This is a genomic window from Neptuniibacter sp. CAU 1671, from assembly GCF_029222905.1.
GTDB lineage: Bacteria > Pseudomonadota > Gammaproteobacteria > Pseudomonadales > Balneatricaceae > Neptuniibacter.
In genome coordinates, this window is record NZ_JARHUE010000004.1 from 226,348 (window position 1) to 243,035 (window position 16,688).

Sequence of the window (16,688 nt, forward strand, 5' to 3'; positions counted from 1 at the left end):
AGAGAAACAGCCGACGATCACTAAGGAGTTTTCATGTCTGCATCCCAGTGGCTGCCCGACAGCTGGCGGGCATTTCCCATCAAACAGCAACCCCGATATGCTGAACAGAGCCAACTGGCGGGTGCTGAGCAGCAACTGGCAAAACTGCCACCACTGGTGTTTGCCGGCGAGATCGATAACCTCACCCGGCAACTGGCTGAAGTGTCTCACGGGCAGGGCTTCCTGTTACAGGGGGGTGACTGCGCCGAAAGTTTTGCTGAATTCAGCGCCAATAAAATTCGCGATACATTTAAAGTCTTGATGCAGATGGCCATCGTCATGACCTTTGCCGGCAGCTGCCCGGTGGTCAAGGTGGGCCGAATCGCCGGGCAATATGCCAAGCCCCGCTCCGACGACTTCGAAACGCAGAATGATCTGAGCCTGCCCAGCTATCGGGGCGACATCATTAACGATATTGGCTTTACGGCGGAATCCAGAGAACCCAACCCTACCCGCCTGCTGAACGCCTATCATCAGGCTGCCGCCACCCTGAATCTGCTGCGTGCGTTTGCCCAGGGCGGTTTTGCTGACCTGCATCAGGTGCATGCCTGGAATCAGGATTTTGTCGCTGCCAGTCCCCAGGGTGAAAAGTATCAGCATCTGGCGGACCAGATCGATCAGGCCATCGGTTTTATGGAAGCCTGCGGTATTACTTCGCAAAATACTCCGCAACTGCATGAAACCACCCTGTATACCTCACATGAAGCGCTGCTGCTGAGCTACGAACAGGCCCTCACCCGCCAGGACAGTTTCAGTGGACGCTGGTATGACTGCTCAGCGCATATGCTGTGGATTGGCGATCGAACACGCCACCCTGATGAAGCACATGTTGAATTTCTGCGTGGCGTGCACAACCCACTGGGTATTAAAACCGGTCCTAATGCGGATCCGTCCGAACTGTGCCGCCTGCTGGAGAAACTCAATCCTGCCAACACAGCTGGCAGAATCACCCTGATCAGTCGCATGGGCAGCACCCAGGTCACTGAAAAATTGCCCGCACTGGTCAGAGCGGTCAAAGCCAGCGGCTACGATGTTATCTGGAGCTGTGATCCCATGCATGGCAACACCATCAAGACAGGAACCGGCTATAAAACCCGCAGCGTTGATGCCATTCTCAAAGAGATGAAGGGCTTTTTTGCCGTCCATCAGGCGGAGGGCACCCATGCCGGTGGCGTACATTTTGAGATGACCGGTCAAAACGTTACCGAATGCATTGGCGGTGCCTATCAGATCACTGAACACAATCTGGCAGACCGCTACCATACCCACTGTGATCCACGACTGAATGGGGAGCAGGCTCTGGAACTGGCATTTCTGATTGCTGACACACTGAAAGCTGCACGGAGGTAAGATGCAGGCTGTAACCACCCTTTTACTGGATATCGAAGTCGAATTACGACGACTGGAACTTTGGGAAGCATTGCCCCCCAGTGATGAGGCGCTCTCGAGCACACAACCTTTTGCGATTGATACGCTGCAGTTCAACCAGTGGCTGCAGTGGATCATGATTCCACGGCTGCACTGGATGGTACAGCAGGAGCATTGCTTGCCAAGCAACTGCGAGATCTCGCCCTATGCCGAGGAAGCGTTCAAGCAACTGACAGAAGATACCGACAACCTGTTGCAGCTGATCATGCAGCTGGATACTACGCTCAACCGGTCTCATTAAGCGATCAGCCGGCCGCTACAGTTAAGCGGCCAGACCTGCTAAAATCGCAGCCCTTCCAAGGGGGGCCGACATGTCTGAAATCACTTCTCTCACCGAACTTTTGCGCAACAGCGGTGCTCAGCTGCGTTTTTTTGATATGGGTCGACGTATCAGCAAACTCAGCACTGAACAGTTTGCCAAAATCGAAAATCAGCAGATCCCTTATCCGCTCCCCTATCTGCATCATGCCTGGCTGGCGCTGATGTTATGGAATCCCAAAGATAAAGCACAGGGTGTGGTCTGGTTTCTTAAACTGCCGCTGGATGAACAGGGCTTTCTGGTACAGGCCGTACGCGATGACCTGCTCAATCGATTACTGCAAAATGCCAGCAACCTGCTCAACAGTGGCGGTGATACTGACACACCGGATGCGCTGAAGGACAACCCCTTCTCCTTTAAACCGGATCAGGAAAAAATGGCGGTATTCCACGCCTACTCCACACTGGTCACAGCAGAGCCACCGTCGTCCTTTTACCGCCCTGCTCAGAACTACTTCAGTGGCGCAGACGGGTTTTCAGACTGGCAGTCGCTTGGCTTTCAGGGCATTGCCGATCTGGTTGTTCGACACCAACAGGAGAGCAACAGCGCGATGCTGACCAAGGCGATCCCGTTTCTGCCAGATGTTCCCTTTGAAGCCCTCTGTACTTGTCTGGAAAATATCGAGCCGGAGCATGGGTTATATGAGGCACTCTGCACACGGGCAGAGCAGACATTGCAGCGCGGCCAAGCCAACAGTAATCACATTGCTGCACTGATCAGAGGTCTGTCCAATGGCCGGGACCAGGGCCGTAAACTAAGTCTGCTACAGCAGATTGTCGGTTCAGATTATGCGCTGGAACCGGAAGTGATAGCGGCTATTGCAACCCGTTGCACCGAGAGCCTGCAGCACCCGGAGCTGTTACAGCCATTTCTGGAAAAACTGGCAGCCGGTAAGGCAGGCCAGACCGGCTTTTCACGTATCCTGTCCGATCTGATGTTCCTGCCAGCCCTGCGGGCACTGATTTTGATGCAGTTCAGAGGTCAGCAGCGTAGCGAAACACTAAGCCAGGCCATCGGTGAGATGTTTGGCCAGTCGTTCACCACGCACTGAGTAACAACCGTCAGTTTCAGGTAATATCATCCGGCAGGGTAATGCCCTGCTCGGTGGCCTGTTCCTGCGCCTGTTTACGAAACCGTTCGCGCACCTGACTACCCTTGGGCTTAGTGAGGTAAAAAAGCCACTTGCTGGCAACTTCAGGCGCCAGCTGGTGCTGCTCTCCCCACTGCTGGATAAAGGCAAACAGACTTTGATCCTGATGATCAGGCAATGCCTGATGGCTCGGGACCTCAAGGGTTTCGCCTGCCCGGACCCGCTGACAGACCCGTTCATACTGCTGTCTGAAATCAGGCATGACACGCAGGTCTGTTTCCGTCCGCAAACGAAACCAGCCGGTGAGTTTTCCGGCATGGTAGACCGCCGGGTGTGACCAATGATGCTGAGAAGGCGCATCTGCATAACGCCCGGCTTCCTGATACGCCTGTTGCACTGAAGGTAAACCACTGTCACCTGTCAGCTCTCTCAGGACCTGCAGAAACTCGGCAATCGTCGGCATCCAGGCATATTGCTGTTTACACAGATCAACCGCCGCCACCAGCTCAGGTTCACGATAGCCCTGCAGACTTAATGCCCACTCTCGCTTGGCAATGCGGATCTCATCCTGGGTCTCAAAACAGCTTTTGAATTTATGGCCGTAGATCGCCATAAAGCGGGCAAAAATCATGTTCACCAGCGCTTTTATTTCGATACTCAGCGCCGGACCGGAACCCGCCTCAGGATTACCAGTCGGTGTCTCTGATGTCCATGATGGCTTGGGTAACCCGTTTTCTGTTTTCCCGAGTATCTCGGCGGGTGTTTTCATGGAACTCCCCTGACTGTCGCTCTTGTTGTATACGCTGCTGACGACCGGCTTCGGTCTGTTTGTGCACCCACTCACGCTTTACCCAACCCAGAAATTTCTGATCCCAGTTGGTTTCCTTACGGTCCTTATCCAGCCAGTACAGGACAAATTCATCCAGACAACTGCGGGCGAACACTTCCGTAATGTTGTGGCGGGGTAACAGGGCGAAAAAATTATTCGAAGGCTGCCAGCCAATCGACATAGGGTGCAGCTGCTGATTGCGGGTTTCATGCTGCTGAAACAGAGCATGCAGCTCATCACCCTGTCGCGTCTTGCGCGCCCAGCCAATACTGCCACCAAAGGTTGGGGCCGGACCCTGCCCAGCCTGATTCAGCCGCGCTGGCTGGGGTTCGGGTGCAGGTTCAGGTGCAGGCGGGCAACGTTCAAACACCGGCAAGCGACTCACGACTTCAGGCGCTTCTTCAGCCACCTCATCAGTCACGTCATCATCCACTGCTGCTTCCTGCGCAGATAACATCGAAACACGAATACCACCAGAGGGACAGAATTCTGCCTCTATATATCCCTGCTCCACCAACATCGAGGTTAACTGCGCCACCCGGTCTTCTTCCCAGAAACGGGCGAGTTCGATCCACTCACTCTGATCCATCTGCCAGGTATGACGGCCTCTGGCCTGCTGATGGTAAAGTGTCAGCAGCAGTGCTCCATCCACCCCCAACGCTTCAATCAGCGATGGATATAACAACAGTGGGGCTTCAGGAAATTGAAAACTCATTATGGTGTGTATCCCTGTCGCAGGGCTGTATTCAGCGCTGCGAACTCTAATTACGTTTTGCTATTCTGGGCGAATTTCTCCACCGCGCGCAGCACATCGCGACGACTGATCTGACCAATCAGGCGGCCTTCTTTAACAACGGGCAAACGGCGACGGTTGTGTTGAATAAATTCATTTGCCACACGGATTATGTCGGCATCATGCGGAATGGTATGGACCTGTGGCGTCATATAGGTGCCTACCACACCACCCATCTCTTCTTCGTGATAGGTCAGAGTCAGGATCGCTTTTAGACAATCGCCCTCAGAGATCAAACCAACCAGACAACCCTCGTCATCCACCACCGGGGCACCACTGATACGGTATTCCAGTAGCATATTAATTGCCTGAAACAGATCAGTATCCGGTTTAAACGTCACCAGATCTCGAGTCATATAATCCTGAGCCTTGACTGATCGCAACATCCCCTTTCCTCCATCGCGTGGCACAATCGCCTGAGATAACCGACGGGTTACCCCTGTTATTCTTAATTATGCTATTACAGAGTGAGGCTGCCGGTTATTGATCTTTAGCAGTTTTCACACTGTCTTTCCGCCAATGTAGAAGGTTCAGCCACAGGGATCAATTAAATACGACGGTTTTGTTGCCCTGTACCAGAATCCGATCTTCCAGATGCCAACGCAAACCACGCGCCAACACCGCTTTTTCAACATCGCGTCCCAGACGCACCATGTCTTCCGGCCGGTCACGGTGGCTGATACGGATCACATCCTGATCAATAATCGGGCCCGCATCCAGATCTTCCGTCACATAATGACAGGTGGCACCAATCAGTTTTACGCCCCGTTCATGAGCCTGATGATAGGGTTTTGCTCCAGCAAAAGAAGGCAGGAAGCTGTGATGAATATTGATAATGCGGTGGGCATAACTGGCACAGATATCCTCGGGCAGGATCTGCATGTAACGCGCCAGTACCACAACATCGGCTTCATATTCGCGAATCAGCTGACTGACCCGATCAAAATGCGGCTGCTTGTTATCACGATCAACCGGCACATGGATAAACGGGATATTGTGCCACTCCACCATACTGCGCAACACATCGTGGTTGGAGATTACGCAGGGAATCTCGCAATCCAGCTCTTTTTCGTGGTAACGGTAGAGCAGATCAGCCAGACAGTGTGATTCCCGGCTGGCCATCAGGACCACTTTTTTCGGTTTGCCGGAGTCGGAGATCTCCCAAACCATGTTGAACGACTGGGCAATCGGCGCAAACGCCTGACGCAGTTCATCCAGTGTAAATGGCAAAGTGCTGGCGCTGATCTCAACCCGCATAAAAAACCAGCCGGTTGAGGTGTCGCTGTGCTGGTTAGCGTCGGCGATGGAACCACCATGGCTGGAGATAAAGTTACTCACCATCGCCACAATGCCTACCCGATCGGGACACGCCAGTACCAGTCTGAATCTACGTTCCATTGCCACAATCCCACTGCATTCCGCTTATAAGGCTGGCTATTCTAGCAGCATGCCTGACGCTGGAAAACGACCGATGCAGCGATTTCAGCGGCGGGTACTCAGGCTGACTCTGAATAAAGCTGATCGGAGCGTGCCGCACAGATAAAGTCATTGCGGTGCAAGCCGCCAATCTTATGGGTGTACCACACCAGCTCCACCCGCCCCCAGGCGGTCAGAATATCAGGATGATGCTGTTCTGCTTCTGCCAACGCACCCACCTGGTTGGTAAACGCCAGCGCCGTGGCAAAGTTTTTGAAGGTATAGGTCCGCTTCAGCTGGGGAGTACCCTTTACGTCAACGATCTGCCATTCCGGAATTTCCGCCAGCAGCTCAAGCGCCTCGGCATCGTCAACTTTGGGCGCACCAACACGACAGGCTTCGCACTGTTCTTGATTTAACACAACGTTTCCTCTCTTAACCTGACTATTGTTACTGTAGCAGACCGCAGCAGGCTTGACTTTGCTCAGGTCTGGCCTTTCACTGAAGGTAATAAAAATAAGGGGTTAGCATGAACTTTGTACCTGAACGTGCGATTGCTTTGCATGCCTGCCGACTGGGCATAGACACCCATCAGGAACCCACCATTTACCTGCGTGATGACAGCCCCGTGTGCCGCTCTGAGGGTTTTGCGGCTCGCTCCCGGGTTCTGGTCAGAACACAACATCACCATCTGATTGCCACGCTTAACACCGTCACCGGTGATCTGCTGCAACCGGGCTGCGTTGGTTTCTCAGAATCCGCCTGGCATCTGCTTGAGCTGAGGGAACGAACCGAGGTTTGGCTTTCCCACCCCCGGCATGTCCAATCCATTGGCTACATCCGCGGCAAGGTCTACGGCAAAACCTTCACTCCCGAACAACTTGCCGAGATCATTAACGATATTGTGGCCGGCCGTTATGCCGATGTTCATCTGGCTGCGTTTATTACGGCCTGCAGCGGAGATCACCTGAACATTGAGGAAGTGACCGACCTGACTAAAGCCATGGTTGAATCCGGCAACCGGATTCATTGGGAGCAGCCAATGGTGGTCGATAAACACTGCGTAGGAGGTCTGCCCGGCAACCGCACAACGCCCATTGTGGTACCAATTCTCTGCGCAGCAGGGCTTACCATGCCCAAAACCTCCTCGCGCGCGATTACCTCTCCCGCCGGCACAGCCGACACCATGGAAACTCTGACTGAAGTCAGCCTGTCGCTGAAAGCCATGCGGCGCGTCGTCAAACAGGAAGGTGGCTGTCTTGCCTGGGGCGGCTCAGTGCGACTCTCCCCCTCCGACGATCTGCTGATTCAGGTTGAGCGGGCACTGGATATCGACAGCGAAGGACAACTGATCGCCTCGGTCTTGTCGAAAAAGATTGCTGCTGGTGCAACCCATGTGCTGATTGATATTCCGGTTGGTCCGACAGCAAAAGTGCGCAGCCAGGCCGCCGCAGAACAACTGGCACAGAGTTTTAGTGACGTTGCCAGAACCTTGGGGCTGAACCTTTCAATTTTACTCAGTGACGGCAGTCAGCCTGTCGGACGGGGCATTGGGCCTGCGCTGGAGGCGCGGGATATTCTGCAGGTATTACAAAACGATCCGGGGATGCCGGAAGACCTGTTTCATAGAGCAGCGAACGTAGCCGGCGCCATGCTGGAGATGGCCGGAACTGCAGCGAAGGGTTTGGGGCGGCAGCAGGCGATCGAGATTCTTCAGTCGGGTGCGGCATGGCAGAAATTCCAGGCCATCTGTAAAGCACAGGGCGGCCTTAAAACTCCGCCGGTTGCTCCTTATCGTTATGAATATCTGGTCAATGGTGGCGGCAAAGTGCTCGCCTTTGATAACCGTTTACTGGCCAAGGTTGCCAAACTGGCCGGCGCACCGGCTTCTCCGGCCGCGGGTGTAGACCTGCATTGCAAAGTGGGTGACCAGCTCAGTAAACATCAGCCACTGCTGACGTTACATGCCGACAGTTCCGGTGAACTAAACTATGCCGTTGAGTTCTTAGAAGATCACCCGGAAGTCATCCTATTGGAGCGCGATGAACACTGACACCACGCTGATTTTTTCACTGGACGCTGATGCCCTTGCCAGCAAACTCAGCCATACCCTGAGAATCGAGCAAGGCGCTTTAGAACGTCGCGGTTTCCCCGATGGGGAACACTACCTCCGGCTACTGACAGATTGCAGCCAGCGGCATGTTATTCTCTGTGCGTATCTGGATCATCCAAACGCAAAACTGCTGGAACTGATTTTTCTGGCACAGGCGGCGCGTGATCAGGGCGCGCTCAAGGTCGGATTGGTAGTCCCCTATCTGCCCTACATGCGTCAGGATAAAGCGTTCCAAGCGGGAGAAGTGGTGACCTCAAGGTTTTTTGCACAACTGCTCTCCAGCCACTTTGACTGGCTGGTCACCGTCGACCCTCACTTGCACCGTTATAAAAGTCTGGATGAGATTTACACCCTTCAATCCACTGTTGTGGAAGCCGCTCCAGTCATTGCCAACTGGATTATTGATAATGTCACAAAGCCGTTGCTGATCGGACCCGATAGCGAAAGCGAACAGTGGGTTGCCCATGTCGCCTCTCTGGCGGGCGCACCCTACCAGATTCTCAACAAAACCCGTTATGGTGATTACGATGTAGCCGTATCACCCATCGATTTTTCCGGGTTCAAACAGCACACCCCGGTATTAGTGGATGACATTATCTCCAGCGGTAAAACACTGCAGATGACACTTGCCCAACTGCAGCAAACAGCATTACCCAAAGCCATCTGCATTGCGGTGCATGGTTTATTCGCCGGAGATGCCTATCACCTGTTACAACAACAGGCAGAGGTGCTTACCTGTGACAGCGTGCCTCACCCGTCAAACCGGATTACACTGGCTCCCGCTCTCGCCGATGCTGTGCGCGCTATGCTATGAACGCTGACAATACGCTCTGCCTGAATCCGGGGACTCTCTGGCTGGATGATACATTTCTGTCGCAACCCGAGGCCAACGACTATTTTGAGGTTCTCTTAAATGAGATCGACTGGCAGCAAGGTAGCATCATACTGTTCGGCAAAACTCGGGTAATTCCCAGGTTACAGGCTTTTATGGCTGACCCTGGCCTTCGATACAGCTACTCAGGCAAAACACTCTCAACCAACACCTGGCACCCCAAGGTGCAGGAACTGGCAAACCGTATCGAACAGTACACCGGTACTCGGTTTAACGCTGTATTACTGAACCTGTATCGAGATGGTAATGACAGCATGGGCTGGCACAGTGATGATGAACCCGAGCTGGGCGATGACCCTCACATCGCCAGCCTGTCATTGGGTACAGCACGCACCTTTATGCTGCGCCGCAAAAAAAGAAGCAAAGGCGAGCGATCCCTGCAATTGGACTTAAACCATGGCGCACTGCTTTATATGGGATCAGGAGTGCAGCAGCACTGGCAGCACAGTCTGCCTAAAGCCTCCCACTGCCCGCGAGCCCGTATCAATTTAACCTTCCGTCAAATCATCACCGGCTCTGACAAAAGCGATTACAACTGAGCCTGCCACTGCTCAAGCCACTTCAGAGCCTCTGTTACCGGGTCCATGGTTTCACAGGCATCAATGTACAGCGGTATGCCCACGCATTTGAGCTGAAGATCAAATAACAACTCATTCAGCATCTTCGGACCACCGGCAAATTCCTCATAACCGCTGTCACCCAGACCTATCAGGCCATAGCGAATATGCGGCAAGGGCGGACATCCGTCACGCATCTGAACATACAGATGCAGCATCTCATCAGGCAATTCACCCTGGCCCGTGGTGGAGGAACAGAACAGGATGACCTCGGTATCTTCAGCCAACACCGTCTCCAACTCAGGACGGGTAAACACCGATACATGATGGCCAGCCTGTTTTAGCTGATCCGCACAGCTGCGGGCTACCTCCTCCGCATTACCATAGACTGTCCCCACCAACACCTTGATATTCGCCATAAAACTCTCCCACAGACTGGGTTACAGATTGTGCCGTTTAGGACAGCAGATTAAAAGTTATCAGGCCGTAATAAAAACACCTTAAGTGTTTCATTCAGCGACCGCTAACCTTATATAAGCGATCATTTTTTTTGCAATGCAGAAAACAGCTTCTAAACTGAAATTGTGATAGCAGTGAAGGGGAAAGAAAATGTCGAACCAGAATCTCTCTAAATTACTTGAAGGTTGGGAAAACCGCGCCCGTGCCAACAGCGGATTGATTGAAGAAGTTTTGTCTATCTATCAGGCCGACTCTGTCAAACTGGAAGCACTGTCTCGCATGTACCGCTTGCCCAAAGCAGACGTTGTTGCATCACTGATTCACGAAGCACTACAGGAACTCGAAGCCAAAATGCCTTATGTGCCAGGTAACAAGGTCATCCGCATCGAAGACGGCGAAGAGATTTATGAAGATGCTGGCCCTATGCCACGTTATTTAGAAGAACAGCGTAAACTGCTGAACGCATCCTGAGCTATCGGCTCTTTATCCTCCTTCTCCCTGCTAGCGGGGTAGATTTTTTTACCCCTGATAAAACACAAAACGCGGCCTAAGCCGCGTTTTCTGAATCTTCATGGGATTACTTAAGGCTTTTCAGGTAAGCCAGCAGGTAATCCTGTTCTGCTACGTCAGTGATTTCGATGTGACGCATGCGAGTGCCTGGTACGAACTGGTCATTGCCAGCCATCCATTTGCGCAGATTGTCTTCATTCCAAATAATTTTAGAATTTTTCAGCGCATCAGAATAAGCAAAACGTGGCAGGCTGCCAGCTTCACGACCTACGACGCCAACCAGACTTGGGCCAAACGCATTTTTGCTGGTATCAACAGAGTGGCAGGCTGCACACTTCTTAAAGACTTCAGCACCCGCTGCCTGCATTGCAGCCTCATCCGCCAGCGCAACATTTGCAGCTGCCAAAGGCAGCAGTAGAGCAAAGAGTTTTGCAGTTTTAGCTTTCATGGTATTGCCCCTTAATCAAAAATTTAACCTTTGCCTTCAAGGTTGACGGATGGGTTTTCACCGCGGCTGTCAGTTCTTGCTGAAGGCTTGTGAGCCATATTAGCAAGTTTTCATTTCACACAATGGTCTAACGGAGCATTGCTTGACGCGCGTCAAAAAAAACGCAGCCCGAAGGCTGCGTTTGTATTAATTCACTGAAAATTGACCATTTTATGCCTGCTTGGCAATGATCTCTTTCCATTTGGCAGGGCCCGTGTTGTGCACAGATTCTCCATTCACATCAACGGCGACCGTGACCGGCATATCTTTTACTTCAAACTCGTAGATCGCTTCCATACCCAGCTCAGGGAAGGCCAATACTTCTGCGTTGGTGATCGCTTTAGATACCAGATACGCAGCACCACCAACGGCCATCAGGTAAACCGCACCGTTATCACGGATCGCTTCAATGGCAATCGGACCACGCTCTGATTTACCAATCATGCCGAGCAGACCGGTAGATTCCAGTACCTGGCGGGTAAACTTGTCCATTCGGGTTGAAGTTGTTGGACCTGCAGGACCCACAACCTCTTCACGCACAGGATCAACCGGGCCAACGTAGTAGATAAAGCGACCTTTCAGATCAACCGGCAGTTCTTCACCGTTGTTCAGCATCTCAACGATTTTCTTGTGAGCAGCATCGCGGCCAGTCAGCATTTTGCCGTTCAGCAACACGGTTTCACCCACTTTCCACTCTTTAACATCTTCCGGCGTAATTTCATCCAGGTTAACGCGACGGGTGTTAGAGCCCACTTCAAAAGTCACTTCAGGCCAGTCAGACAGACTTGGCGGCGTCAGGACCGCAGGGCCATCACCTTTCAGCTTGAAGTGTGTATGACGAGTCGCCGCACAGTTTGGAATCATACAGACCGGCAGAGACGCAGCATGGGTTGGATAATCCTTGATTTTGACATCCAGTACGGTAGTCAGACCGCCCAGGCCCTGAGCACCAATACCCAGCTTGTTAACCGCATCCATGATTTCCAGACGCAGCTCTTCAACACGGTTTTGAGGACCACGCTCACGCAGCTCATGAATATCAATCGGATCCATCAGGGATTCTTTCGCCAGTACAGCGGCTTTTTCTGCAGTACCACCAATACCCAGACCCAGCATACCCGGTGGGCACCAGCCCGCCCCCATGGTCGGCACGGTTTTCACGACCCAGTCGACAATGCTGTCAGAAGGATTCAGCATCACCATTTTGGATTTGTTCTCTGAACCGCCGCCTTTGGCTGCGACGTGTACTTCGACTTCATCACCTTCAACGATTTCGTAATGAATAACCGCCGGGGTATTGTCTTTGGTGTTCTGACGTTTGCCAGCAGGGTCAGCCAGGATGGAGGCACGCAAAACATTATCGGGGTGCAGGTAAGCACGGCGCACGCCTTCATTGACCATGTCGGTCACGCTCTGTTTGGCATCCCAGGTGACATTCATGCCCACCTTCAGGAATACAGTCACGATACCAGTATCCTGACAGATCGGGCGATGCCCCTCAGCACACATACGTGAGTTGATCAAAATCTGTGCCATGGCATCTTTGGCAGCAGGATTTTCCTCTCTCAGGTAAGCCTCATGTACACCCTGAATAAAATCGATCGGGTGGTAATAGGAGATAAACTGCAAGGCATCAGCAATGCTGCTGACGAAATCGTCTTCACGGATTACGCTCATGGTTGAGGCTCCCACTTAAGCTCTTGTCTATCAAACGTCGGCCCACCCCAATCATGGGGTGAAATGAAAATACTTCCTCTGCGGGAAGCTAAACAGGGCGGCAGTATACACCAAAACTGGTTTCAGGCGTGTTCCGCCTTGGTATTAGTCGGGCCTGTTTCAGTGGGGAATGCCCACCAGAAATGCGGCACAGTAGAAGAACCCAAATCCCGCCAGTAAACGGCCGGTCATGACAGTAATCATCTTCCGCGAGACCGGTTCCTGCTTGCCACTCAGTGCCCATGGCGCCGTTGCCAGCGGGAAAGTAAAAATGACCAGCCAGGCAGCCGGCAATGTGCCCGTCGCAACCCATAAAAAGGCGATCAGATAGCTGGCCAGCAGTCCACCGCGGTAGAGCCACATGGCACGAGGATACCCCAGCCTGACACTCAGCGTTGCGACACCCTGAGCTTTATCCTCCTCAAAATCGCGCAGCTCATTGCTCAGCAAAAGCATGGCCACCAGCACACTCACCGGAACAGCCTGTAACCATATATGGACACTAAAATGACCCACTTGAGCATAATAGGCCCCCGCCACCATCATCATGCCCATCAGCCAGAACACCAGCGGCACGCCCAGTCCACGGCGTTTATAGTTGATCGGCTCCATGGTGTAACCAATCGCGCCGATAACACCTAAAAACACCAGCCAGACCAATCCAAGACCGGAATGCATCACCAGATAGAGGGTGATGGGAATGGTCGCCACAAACGCCAGCAAACCTAGAAAAAAATTCCGCCGAATCCGTCGCTGATACTCTGGATCTAGACCCTTGCCATCGGAATAGTCATTAATCAGATTGACTCCGGACTGCAGCAATACACCGGCCAGCAGCACCAATGCAGCCGTTAGCGTGTCGTAAAAGCCATCACGGTACGCACTGAACAGTCCTGTGGAGCAGGCCACCAGGCTAACGCTCAGGGAAAACGGACGCAGCGCTTTGCGGAAATTATATTTTGATACAAAAATCACGGTCTGAGCCTGACATCATTCCTAATTAAGCCGGTGCATTCGGCAGATCACGCATCAAAAGCGCGAAATCCGGCACCTGCTCAAACGCCATTGGAATCTTCACACGGTGGCCCGAACCAGGCGCCACATCGGTGAGCTGACCTTTTTTATCCAACAAAGTATCCAGTCTGAATTTCTGATTTCCCATCGGGGTCATCAGCTCCAGCGTATCACCACACATAAAGCGGTTTTTAACATCGATCTCGAGCATCCCTGCCGCCGTGTCGTAACCCAGCACTTCACCGACAAACTGCTGATGTACGCCCACTGAGTTACCAGTTTCATAGTTCTGGTACTCGTCGTGCACATGGCGACGGTAAAAACCCTCCGTGTACCCGCGACTGGCCAGGTTTTCCAGCTCGTCCATCAGTTTCATATCAAAGGGTTTTCCCGCCACGGCATCATCAATCGCTTTACGATAGGTCTGTGCGGTGCGGGCAACGTAATAGTGGGACTTTGTGCGGCCTTCAATCTTTAATGAACTTACTCCCATGGCCGCCAGCCGGTGGACATGCTGAATCGCCCGCAAATCTTTGGAATTCATGATGTAGGTGCCGTGTTCATCTTCAAACGCAGGCATGTATTCGCCGGGACGGGTCTCTTCCTGTAACAGGAAAATACGATCCGTTGGCTTACCTTCGCCCAGATCAGGCTGCACTTCAGCCTGTGGGTCAAACTGTTCAACCGCCACCACATCACCGGATTCATTCTGGGTTGCTTCGTGCGCATCGTACTTCCAGCGGCAGGTATTGGTGCAGGTGCCCTGGTTAGGATCCCGCTTATTGATATAACCCGACAACAGACAACGACCGGAATAGGCAATGCACAACGCGCCATGCACAAACACTTCCAGCTCCATTTCAGGACAACGCTGACGAATCTCCTCAACCTCTTCCAGTGAAAGCTCACGTGACAGGATGACCCGTTCAATCCCCATCTGGTGCCAGAATTTAACCGCTGCCCAGTTCATGGTATTGGCCTGAACTGAGAGATGGATCGGCACATCCGGAAAATGCTCTTTTACCATCCAGATCAAACCTGGATCCGACATGATCAGCGCATCCGGTCCCATCTCAATGACTGGCTTCAGGTCATCAATATAGGTGGTCAGCTTACTGTTATGAGGCAGAATATTGCTGGCCAGATAGAATTTTTTGCCCAGCTGATGTGCAATTGCGATCCCTTCGCCGAGATTCTCCATATTGAAATCATTATTACGCACACGCAGGCTGTAGCGTGGCTGACCTGCGTAAACGGCATCAGCGCCGTACGCAAAGGCATATTTCATGTTTTTCAACGTCCCGGCAGGGGACAGCAATTCAGGGGTTTGCATCGGTAGTTGGCACCCAGGGGCTTAAATCATGGTTTGCAATGGCACTTCGAACAGCGGTGTATAAATCGAACCACCCTCTACGGGCCTGCTTTGCATCAAAACCACCGCATCCGCCAGGCTGTACATATCAATCGCCGGGAAAGCATCAGGTGGTTCAAAACTATTATCTCCGGACAGACGGCCCAGTGTGATATGTGGCTTAAAGCCAATTTCTTTATAAGCGATACCCGCATCTTCGACCACCTGCACCATACCCAGATGCAGATTCAACAGTTCATCACTGAATTCAGGTATACCGGCCACCAGTGCCAGTCGCTGATTGACTCGATAATACTGGGTATCGTTTATGTGAACCTGAAAAGAACTGACATCTGCCAGCCTTTCTCGGGTTTTCTGCTCAAGCAGTGCGACCTGTTCAAGGGAGATATTCCCCAAAAAGCAGAGGGTCAGATGGTACCGGTCGGCATCAACCCAGCTCACTTCACCGTGCTGATCAAACTGACAAAGGGCATCTGCATGATCCGACAGCCAGCGAACAACCGCATCCGGCAAACGTAGTGCAAAAAATACCCTTAATTTCATTACGCAGGTAATGCCCCTGAACTGATCTGAACGGATATTTTGCCTTCAGCGGTGGACTGAGGCAAATAGGAAAAGGTCGCACTGCGGCATAAATTCAAAGCCACAGCTACAACCTTAATAAAAACAGCTAATTAGCGAGACTCAATTGCAAGTTGCAATGTATTGAGTTTCTGTTTGACCTGAAGCAACTCCTGATTCAGCTGCTGACGGGTAGAGTCAAATGCCCGGACCGACTGTTCATTAAGCCTTAAGCGGCGCTCCAGTTCAGCGATAGTCGCTTTATCAGCCCCGTCAGGTTTATTTGCCAACTGTTTCTGCCCGGATTTGAGCTGATCAATCTGCTCTTGCAGTAGTTCTGTGGTTGCTGCCAGTTGCGTTTCAAGCCGGGCCACCAGCTGGGCTACTTCAGCTTGTTTATCCGTCATCTGTTTTTGCAAGGCTGTTTGCTGTTTTTTCAGCTCAGGCAATGTTTTTAGCTGATCAGAATACCCTGCCACCTGAGTCTGAACGCCCTGCAGACCTTTATCCTGTTTCGCCAGCTGATCAGTAATTTTTTTCAGCTGGGTGTCCTGGGCCGCGAGGGTTTTGTCATGTTCATCCAGCTTAGGCGCATTCTTTTGATGCGCCAGGGTCCAGAGCTTGGCAATTTCAGAATCATAGAGTTTGGTCTTTTCTGCATGCGCTGCTTCCAGTTTCTGCAGGCGCTGGGTCAGCGTCTGGCCCGATGCCTCAGCCCCCTGCTCTGCTGATTTAAGCAGTTCACGCAACTCAATGATCTGCTGCTGAGCCTGAGCAAAGGTCACTTCACGTTGCTGTTGCTGCTGATAAAGCCCAAAACCGACATACCCCAGCCCGGTCACCGAGCCAACCAGAATCACCAGCACCAGGGTTGTGAACCAGCCAGGACCGCTTCGACCAGCCGCGTGAGTGTGCGAATTCCGAAGCTGGCCGTAGTCAGCACGTGCACTAAAGTCATTCCGGTCCGTTTCTGCCGGCCCCAGGTCGGGCACATTCAGATCATCATCCTGTCGGTTCATCACAGCTTCCAAATTCGCAAAAAAATCAGCCAAACACTACCAGTTTTAGGGGTTCGACAAAAGAGGCCGACGGA

19 protein-coding genes are annotated in these 16,688 nt (G+C 52.4%); 7 read left to right on the top strand and 12 right to left on the bottom strand.

Going from position 1 to position 16,688, the window contains the following annotated elements:
* Window positions 1–33: 33 nt before the first annotated feature.
* The 3 genes from P2G53_RS08795 (at window position 34) to P2G53_RS08805 (ending at window position 2,837) form a co-directional block, all read left to right on the top strand.
* Window positions 34–1,389 (top strand): 3-deoxy-7-phosphoheptulonate synthase class II, encoded by a 1,356-nt coding sequence (locus P2G53_RS08795; protein ID WP_275816295.1) that lies wholly within the window; start codon window positions 34–36, stop codon window positions 1,387–1,389.
* 1 nt (window position 1,390) lies between these two features.
* Window positions 1,391–1,708 carry a YqcC family protein gene (locus P2G53_RS08800; protein ID WP_275816297.1) on the top strand — a complete coding sequence of 106 codons (318 nt, stop codon included), beginning with the start codon at window positions 1,391–1,393 and terminating at the stop codon, window positions 1,706–1,708.
* 70 nt (window positions 1,709–1,778) lie between these two features.
* Window positions 1,779–2,837, top strand: coding sequence for a DUF3549 family protein (locus P2G53_RS08805; RefSeq protein ID WP_275816299.1), 1,059 nt, complete (start codon window positions 1,779–1,781; stop codon window positions 2,835–2,837).
* Window positions 2,838–2,853: 16 nt separating this feature from the next.
* Here the strand turns inward: P2G53_RS08805 and P2G53_RS08810 are convergent, their stop codons facing one another.
* The 5 genes from P2G53_RS08810 to P2G53_RS08830 all read right to left on the bottom strand — a co-directional run bounded on the left by P2G53_RS08810 (window position 2,854) and on the right by P2G53_RS08830 (window position 6,336).
* Window positions 2,854–3,645 carry a replication protein P gene (locus P2G53_RS08810; protein ID WP_275816301.1) on the bottom strand — a complete coding sequence of 264 codons (792 nt, stop codon included), beginning with the start codon at window positions 3,643–3,645 and terminating at the stop codon, window positions 2,854–2,856.
* On the bottom strand, window positions 3,563–4,420 hold the full coding sequence (locus P2G53_RS08815) for a DnaT-like ssDNA-binding domain-containing protein (RefSeq protein WP_275816303.1): 858 nt from the start codon (window positions 4,418–4,420) through the stop codon (window positions 3,563–3,565). Before P2G53_RS08815 ends, P2G53_RS08810 begins: the two co-directional genes overlap by 83 nt.
* Before the next feature lie 50 nt (window positions 4,421–4,470).
* On the bottom strand, window positions 4,471–4,884 hold the full coding sequence (locus P2G53_RS08820; protein ID WP_275816305.1) for a CBS domain-containing protein: 414 nt from the start codon (window positions 4,882–4,884) through the stop codon (window positions 4,471–4,473).
* Window positions 4,885–5,041: 157 nt separating this feature from the next.
* Window positions 5,042–5,896, bottom strand: coding sequence for a formyltetrahydrofolate deformylase (gene purU, locus P2G53_RS08825; protein WP_275816307.1), 855 nt, complete (start codon window positions 5,894–5,896; stop codon window positions 5,042–5,044).
* Between the two features lie 98 nt (window positions 5,897–5,994).
* Complete coding sequence (locus P2G53_RS08830; protein WP_275816309.1) at window positions 5,995–6,336, bottom strand: 4a-hydroxytetrahydrobiopterin dehydratase; 342 nt, start codon at window positions 6,334–6,336, stop codon at window positions 5,995–5,997.
* A gap of 107 nt (window positions 6,337–6,443) precedes the next feature.
* On the opposite strand from P2G53_RS08830, the gene P2G53_RS08835 reads away from it, so the two are divergent.
* Genes P2G53_RS08835 through P2G53_RS08845 form a run of 3 tightly spaced genes read left to right on the top strand, consistent with a single transcriptional unit; the run spans window position 6,444 to window position 9,458 of the window.
* On the top strand, window positions 6,444–7,967 hold the full coding sequence (locus P2G53_RS08835; protein WP_275816311.1) for a thymidine phosphorylase family protein: 1,524 nt from the start codon (window positions 6,444–6,446) through the stop codon (window positions 7,965–7,967).
* Entirely contained in the window at window positions 7,957–8,841 is an 885-nt protein-coding gene (locus tag P2G53_RS08840) for a ribose-phosphate pyrophosphokinase (RefSeq protein WP_275816314.1), read from the top strand. Before P2G53_RS08835 ends, P2G53_RS08840 begins: the two co-directional genes overlap by 11 nt.
* Window positions 8,838–9,458: an alpha-ketoglutarate-dependent dioxygenase AlkB gene (locus tag P2G53_RS08845; protein WP_275816316.1), complete on the top strand. Its 621-nt coding sequence runs from the start codon at window positions 8,838–8,840 to the stop codon at window positions 9,456–9,458. Before P2G53_RS08840 ends, P2G53_RS08845 begins: the two co-directional genes overlap by 4 nt.
* Here the strand turns inward: P2G53_RS08845 and P2G53_RS08850 are convergent.
* Complete coding sequence (locus tag P2G53_RS08850; protein WP_275816318.1) at window positions 9,449–9,895, bottom strand: flavodoxin; 447 nt, start codon at window positions 9,893–9,895, stop codon at window positions 9,449–9,451. The genes P2G53_RS08845 and P2G53_RS08850 overlap by 10 nt on opposite strands.
* Window positions 9,896–10,085: 190 nt before the next feature.
* On the opposite strand from P2G53_RS08850, the gene P2G53_RS08855 reads away from it, so the two are divergent.
* Window positions 10,086–10,406: a hypothetical protein gene (locus P2G53_RS08855; RefSeq protein WP_275816320.1), complete on the top strand. Its 321-nt coding sequence runs from the start codon at window positions 10,086–10,088 to the stop codon at window positions 10,404–10,406.
* A 106-nt stretch (window positions 10,407–10,512) separates the two neighbouring features.
* On the opposite strand, the gene P2G53_RS08860 is transcribed toward P2G53_RS08855, so the two are convergent.
* The 6 genes from P2G53_RS08860 to P2G53_RS08885 form a co-directional block, all read right to left on the bottom strand.
* The gene (locus P2G53_RS08860; RefSeq protein ID WP_275816322.1) at window positions 10,513–10,893 is read right to left on the bottom strand and encodes a c-type cytochrome; all 381 of its coding nucleotides are present in this window, start codon (window positions 10,891–10,893) and stop codon (window positions 10,513–10,515) included.
* Window positions 10,894–11,103: 210 nt separating this feature from the next.
* Window positions 11,104–12,609: a fumarate hydratase gene (locus P2G53_RS08865; protein ID WP_275816324.1), complete on the bottom strand. Its 1,506-nt coding sequence runs from the start codon at window positions 12,607–12,609 to the stop codon at window positions 11,104–11,106.
* 159 nt (window positions 12,610–12,768) lie between these two features.
* Window positions 12,769–13,623, bottom strand: a complete 855-nt coding sequence (locus tag P2G53_RS08870; RefSeq protein WP_275816326.1) for a prenyltransferase — start codon at window positions 13,621–13,623, stop codon at window positions 12,769–12,771.
* A gap of 25 nt (window positions 13,624–13,648) precedes the next feature.
* Window positions 13,649–14,995 carry a tRNA 5-hydroxyuridine modification protein YegQ gene (yegQ, locus tag P2G53_RS08875; protein WP_275816328.1) on the bottom strand — a complete coding sequence of 449 codons (1,347 nt, stop codon included), beginning with the start codon at window positions 14,993–14,995 and terminating at the stop codon, window positions 13,649–13,651.
* Window positions 14,996–15,016: 21 nt separating this feature from the next.
* Window positions 15,017–15,577, bottom strand: a complete 561-nt coding sequence (gene thpR, locus P2G53_RS08880) for an RNA 2',3'-cyclic phosphodiesterase (RefSeq protein ID WP_275816330.1) — start codon at window positions 15,575–15,577, stop codon at window positions 15,017–15,019.
* A gap of 131 nt (window positions 15,578–15,708) precedes the next feature.
* Complete coding sequence (locus P2G53_RS08885; RefSeq protein WP_275816332.1) at window positions 15,709–16,614, bottom strand: hypothetical protein; 906 nt, start codon at window positions 16,612–16,614, stop codon at window positions 15,709–15,711.
* Between the last annotated feature and the right edge of the window lie 74 nt (window positions 16,615–16,688).

Bases quoted from the DNA above. Each gene is read 5' to 3' on its own strand.
- P2G53_RS08795 (WP_275816295.1), top strand. From the start codon at position 34: ATGTCTGCATCCCAGTGGCTGCCCGACAGCTGGCGGGCATTTCCCATC.
- P2G53_RS08800 (WP_275816297.1), top strand. From the start codon at position 1,391: ATGCAGGCTGTAACCACCCTTTTACTGGATATCGAAGTCGAATTACGA.
- P2G53_RS08805 (WP_275816299.1), top strand. From the start codon at position 1,779: ATGTCTGAAATCACTTCTCTCACCGAACTTTTGCGCAACAGCGGTGCT.
- P2G53_RS08810 (WP_275816301.1), bottom strand. From the start codon at position 3,645: ATGAAAACACCCGCCGAGATACTCGGGAAAACAGAAAACGGGTTACCC.
- P2G53_RS08815 (WP_275816303.1), bottom strand. From the start codon at position 4,420: ATGAGTTTTCAATTTCCTGAAGCCCCACTGTTGTTATATCCATCGCTG.
- P2G53_RS08820 (WP_275816305.1), bottom strand. From the start codon at position 4,884: ATGTTGCGATCAGTCAAGGCTCAGGATTATATGACTCGAGATCTGGTG.
- purU (WP_275816307.1), bottom strand. From the start codon at position 5,896: ATGGAACGTAGATTCAGACTGGTACTGGCGTGTCCCGATCGGGTAGGC.
- P2G53_RS08835 (WP_275816311.1), top strand. From the start codon at position 6,444: ATGAACTTTGTACCTGAACGTGCGATTGCTTTGCATGCCTGCCGACTG.
- P2G53_RS08840 (WP_275816314.1), top strand. From the start codon at position 7,957: ATGAACACTGACACCACGCTGATTTTTTCACTGGACGCTGATGCCCTT.
- P2G53_RS08845 (WP_275816316.1), top strand. From the start codon at position 8,838: ATGAACGCTGACAATACGCTCTGCCTGAATCCGGGGACTCTCTGGCTG.
- P2G53_RS08850 (WP_275816318.1), bottom strand. From the start codon at position 9,895: ATGGCGAATATCAAGGTGTTGGTGGGGACAGTCTATGGTAATGCGGAG.
- P2G53_RS08855 (WP_275816320.1), top strand. From the start codon at position 10,086: ATGTCGAACCAGAATCTCTCTAAATTACTTGAAGGTTGGGAAAACCGC.
- P2G53_RS08860 (WP_275816322.1), bottom strand. From the start codon at position 10,893: ATGAAAGCTAAAACTGCAAAACTCTTTGCTCTACTGCTGCCTTTGGCA.
- P2G53_RS08865 (WP_275816324.1), bottom strand. From the start codon at position 12,609: ATGAGCGTAATCCGTGAAGACGATTTCGTCAGCAGCATTGCTGATGCC.
- yegQ (WP_275816328.1), bottom strand. From the start codon at position 14,995: ATGCAAACCCCTGAATTGCTGTCCCCTGCCGGGACGTTGAAAAACATG.
- thpR (WP_275816330.1), bottom strand. From the start codon at position 15,577: ATGAAATTAAGGGTATTTTTTGCACTACGTTTGCCGGATGCGGTTGTT.
- P2G53_RS08885 (WP_275816332.1), bottom strand. From the start codon at position 16,614: ATGAACCGACAGGATGATGATCTGAATGTGCCCGACCTGGGGCCGGCA.